Source organism: Frankia sp. AgKG'84/4, assembly GCF_023242965.2.
Classification (GTDB): Bacteria; Actinomycetota; Actinomycetes; order Frankiales; family Frankiaceae; genus Frankia.
This window is the reverse complement of record NZ_JALKFU020000507.1, coordinates 1-4012: the sequence shown is the minus strand read 5'-3', so window position 1 is coordinate 4012 and position 4012 is coordinate 1. Positions and strand designations below refer to the sequence as shown.

Annotated in this window: 5 protein-coding genes; 4 read left to right on the top strand and 1 reads right to left on the bottom strand. The window is 74.9% G+C overall.

All coding sequences use genetic code 11. The annotated features are described in order from the left end of the window. A partial coding sequence (locus MXD58_RS22195; protein ID WP_250609850.1) for a Trp biosynthesis-associated membrane protein occupies positions 1 to 421 on the top strand: 421 nt, incomplete at its 5' end. On the opposite strand, the gene MXD58_RS30430 is transcribed toward MXD58_RS22195, so the two are convergent. Next, on the bottom strand, positions 422 to 547 hold the full coding sequence (locus tag MXD58_RS30430; RefSeq protein WP_284678722.1) for a hypothetical protein: 126 nt from the start codon (positions 545 to 547) through the stop codon (positions 422 to 424). 359 nt (positions 548 to 906) lie between these two features. On the opposite strand from MXD58_RS30430, the gene trpC reads away from it, so the two are divergent. The 3 genes from trpC to trpA all read left to right on the top strand — a co-directional run. After that, the gene (gene trpC, locus MXD58_RS22190) at positions 907 to 1743 is read left to right on the top strand and encodes an indole-3-glycerol phosphate synthase TrpC (protein WP_248840276.1); all 837 of its coding nucleotides are present in this window, start codon (positions 907 to 909) and stop codon (positions 1741 to 1743) included. Positions 1744 to 1796: 53 nt separating this feature from the next. Further along, positions 1797 to 3152 carry a tryptophan synthase subunit beta gene (gene trpB, locus MXD58_RS22185; RefSeq protein WP_374616491.1) on the top strand — a complete coding sequence of 452 codons (1356 nt, stop codon included), beginning with the start codon at positions 1797 to 1799 and terminating at the stop codon, positions 3150 to 3152. A 56-nt stretch (positions 3153 to 3208) separates the two neighbouring features. Beyond that, positions 3209 to 4012, top strand: an 804-nt coding sequence (trpA, locus tag MXD58_RS22180; RefSeq protein WP_250609848.1) for a tryptophan synthase subunit alpha, incomplete at its 3' end; no start/stop codon positions are given.

The window sequence follows — 4012 nt, the reverse complement described above, 5'->3', positions numbered from 1 at the left end:
CTGGAGCGGCGGGACGCTCGCCCCGGCGTGCACCGCGCTCGCCCTGGTCGGGCTCGCCGCGGCGGTGGCGATCGTGGCCACCCGCCGCGTTGGGCGCACCGTGGTCGGCGTGCTGGCCCTCGCCGCCGGGATCGGCATCATCTACCTGGCCGGGCGGGTCGGGGCCGATCCGCTGGCCGCCGCGCGGGCTACCGACACGGTCGCGCAGTTCTCCCTGGGCGGCCGGGCGGACATCAGCGAGGTGCGCGGCACGGCGGCGCCGTGGCTGGCGGTGCTCGGCGGGGTGCTGCTCACCGCCGCCGGCATGCTCGCCGCCGTGCGCGGCCGGCGTTGGCCGGCGATGTCCGGCCGTTACCAGGCCCGCGATGCCCGGCCCGTGGACGCTTGGGACGCGATCGAGCGGGGCCACGACCCCACCTGATCATCGGACCCCACCCGTCGCGACCGGCGCCGCCGGACGGTCGGCGACCGCGGGCTGCCGCGGCTGCGGCGTGAGCGCGCCCAGCAGCTCCCGCTGCCGCCGCAGATCCGCCTCCAGCAGGGTCATCAGCGCCTCCATGCGCGCCAGGGCGCGATCGAGGCGCGCCAGCGGTTCATCCCGCCATCCATCGAAGGCAGGCGGGGCGTCCGTGCCACGGACGGCGACGGGCCTGACCGGAGGCGCCCAGCTCGAGCGCGGCGGAACGGAGGAACGGCGAGTGTCCATGCGAACTCCCTGGTCTCGAACGCGTGTTCGACTATAGGGCATCGTGAGGGGCGCGGCCAGGCCGGCGGGCGGACCGGCGCGTCGCCCCACCGCGTTCGGGGTAGACGGCTCGTCTCGCAGGCGGCGGCATTCGGTCGCGGGTCGTAGCCGGGTGTGGGTGCCTCCAGCCCAGGGCAGCGACCTGGCCTACCATCGGCGGCATGACCGCGACAGCCGCGAGCGCGGGTCGGAAGAACGTTCTCGCCGAGATCCTCGACGGAGTCCGGGCCGACCTGGCCGCGCGCGAACAGCAGACCAGCCTCGCCGACCTCAAGCAGCGGGTGGAGCGCGTCCCCGACCCGCGCGACGCGCTCGCCGTTCTGCGCGACGCCCCGGTATCGGTGATCGCCGAGGTCAAGCGCCGATCCCCATCCAAAGGCAGCCTGGCGGCGATCGTCGACCCGGCCTCCCTCGCCCGTGACTACGAGGCCGGCGGCGCCGCGGCGATCAGCGTGCTGACCGAGCAGCGCCGATTCGGCGGCTCGCTGGCCGACTTCGACGTCGTCCGGCGCGCGGTCGACGTCCCGCTGCTGCGCAAGGACTTCATCGTCTCGCCCTACCAGGTGTTCGAGGCGCGGGCCCACGGCGCGGACCTGGTGCTGCTCATCGTGGCGGCGCTGGACCAGCCCCGGCTGATCGGCCTGCGCGAGCGGATCGAGTCGCTGGGGATGACCGCGCTCGTCGAGGTGCACGACGAGATCGAGCTGGCCCGGGCCGTCGACGCCGACGCCCGCCTGATCGGCGTGAACACCCGCGACCTGCGCACCCTCGAGGTCGACCGGGACACGTTCGCCCGGCTGGCGCCGCTGGTCCCGGCTGGTGTGATCACGGTGGCGGAGTCCGGTGTGCGGGGGCCGCACGACCTGCGCGCCTACGCGGCGGCGGGGGCGGACGCCGTGCTCGTCGGCGAGGCGGCGGTCACCGGGGGTGACGCCCGGCAGACGGTCGCGGAGCTCGTCGCCGCCGGCGCCCACCCGGCGGGCCGGGTCGCCCGGTAGGCCGCCGCGGCGCTGGCTCCCGCCCGCACGGATCGGACCGATACAGTCGCCGGGTGGCCATCCGAGCAGCTACCTCGCCAGCACCCGCCGACGTTGACGGCGTGGTGACGTCCGGACCCGCCGGTACCGGCAGCGTGGACGCGGCGGACTGGCGGGCGTTTCCGGACTCCTCGGGGCATTTCGGCCGGTTCGGCGGGCGGTTCGTGCCCGAGGCGCTGATGGCGGCGCTCGACCAGCTCACCGAGGCCTACGACCAGGCCCGGGTGGACCCGGCGTTCACCAGCGAGCTCGATGACCTGCTCGCCAACTACGCCGGGCGCCCGACTCCGCTGACCGACGCGCGCCGCCTCACCGAGCGCGTCGGCGGCGCCAGGATCCTGCTCAAGCGGGAGGATCTGGCGCACACCGGCTCACACAAGATCAACAATGTGCTGGGTCAGTGTCTGCTGACCAGGCGCATGGGCAAGACCCGGGTCATCGCCGAGACCGGCGCCGGTCAGCACGGCGTGGCCACCGCCACCGCCAGCGCGCTGCTCGGCCTCGACTGCGTCGTCTACATGGGCGAGGAGGACACCCGCCGGCAGGCCCTCAACGTCGCCCGGATGCGCCTGCTCGGCGCCGAGGTCGTCCCGGTCGCCTCAGGCAGCCGCACCCTCAAGGACGCCATCAACGAGGCCCTGCGCGACTGGGTCGCCACCGTCGACGACACGCACTACTGCATCGGCTCGGTGATGGGCCCGCACCCGTTCCCGATGCTCGTCCGCGACTTCCAGCGGATCATCGGGGTCGAGGCGCGCGCCCAGGTGCTCGAGCGCACCGGCCGGCTGCCCGACGCGGTCGTCGCCTGTGTCGGTGGCGGTTCCAACGCGATGGGCATCTTCCACCCGTTCATCCCGGACTCCGAGGTCACGCTCATCGGCTGCGAGGCCGGCGGGGACGGCGTCGCCACCGGCCGGCACGCGGCGGCGATCGCCGGTGGCTCGGCCGGAGTGCTGCACGGCATGCGCACCTACCTGCTGCAGGACGACTTCGGCCAGACGCAGGTGTCCCACTCGATCTCCGCCGGGCTCGACTACCCCGGCATCGGGCCCGAGCACGCCCTGCTGCACGAGACCGGGCGGGCCAGCTACCGGGTCGTCGACGACGCCGCCGCGATGGCGGCGCTCGCGCTGGTCGCCCGCACCGAGGGCATCCTCGTCGCGATCGAGAGCGCGCATGCCTTCGCCGGCGCCTTCGACGTCGCCCGCGAACTCGGCCCGGAGAAGACGGTGGTGGTCAACTGCTCCGGCCGCGGCGACAAGGACGTCGACACCGCGGCCCGCTGGTTCGGCCTGCTCGACGGCGACGCCGGCCCCGATCCCGCCGCCGCCGAGACCGCCGCGGACCCGGGCGAGGACCCGCGCGGCTGACGAGCCAGCTCACCCCACCGCGGCCCGCGGGCCCCAGGCGAACGGACTGCACGACGATGCACAGCCGGTTGGACGCGTGTTTCGCGACGGCTCGGGAGGAAGGCCGATCGGCGCTGATCGGCTACCTTCCGGCCGGATTCCCCACGGTCGACGGCGCGATCGCCGCCATGCGCGCGATGGTCGCGGCGGGCGTCGACGTGGTCGAGGTGGGCCTGCCCTACTCGGACCCGACGATGGACGGCCCGGTGATCCAGGATGCCGCCGACGCGGCGCTGCGCGGTGGAGTGAGCACCGCCGACGTGCTGCGCACCGTCGAAGCGGTCGCCGAGACCGGCGCGCCGACCCTGGTCATGACGTACTGGAATCCCGTCGACCGCTACGGTCCGGCCCGGTTCGCCGCCGATCTCGCGGCCGCCGGCGGGGCGGGGACGATCACACCGGACCTGCCGCCCGAGGAGTCCGGCCCGTGGCTGGCCGCCGCCGCCGAGCACGGTCTGGATCCGGTCTTCCTGGTCGCGCCGAGTTCCTCCGACGAGCGGATCAAGCGCGTCGCCGACATCTGCCGTGGCTTCGTCTACGCGGCCTCGCTGATGGGTGTCACCGGCGCCCGCGCCGAGGTCGGGAACGCGGCTGCCGGGCTGGTCGGACGGGTCCGGGCGGTCAGCGACCTGCCCGTCGCGGTCGGCCTCGGCGTGAGCAGCGCCGCGCAGGCCGCGCGGGTGGCGTCCTTTGCCGACGGCGTGATCGTCGGTTCGGCGCTGGTCCGGGTGCTGCTCGAGGCGCGCCGCCGCGGCGCGGGCGAATCCGAGGCGCTGAAGGACATCGGCGCCCTCGCCGCCGAGCTCGCCGCGGGGGTGCGC

Bases quoted from the DNA above. Each gene is read 5' to 3' on its own strand.
- MXD58_RS30430 (WP_284678722.1), bottom strand. From the start codon at position 547: ATGACCCTGCTGGAGGCGGATCTGCGGCGGCAGCGGGAGCTGCTGGGC.
- trpC (WP_248840276.1), top strand. From the start codon at position 907: ATGACCGCGACAGCCGCGAGCGCGGGTCGGAAGAACGTTCTCGCCGAG.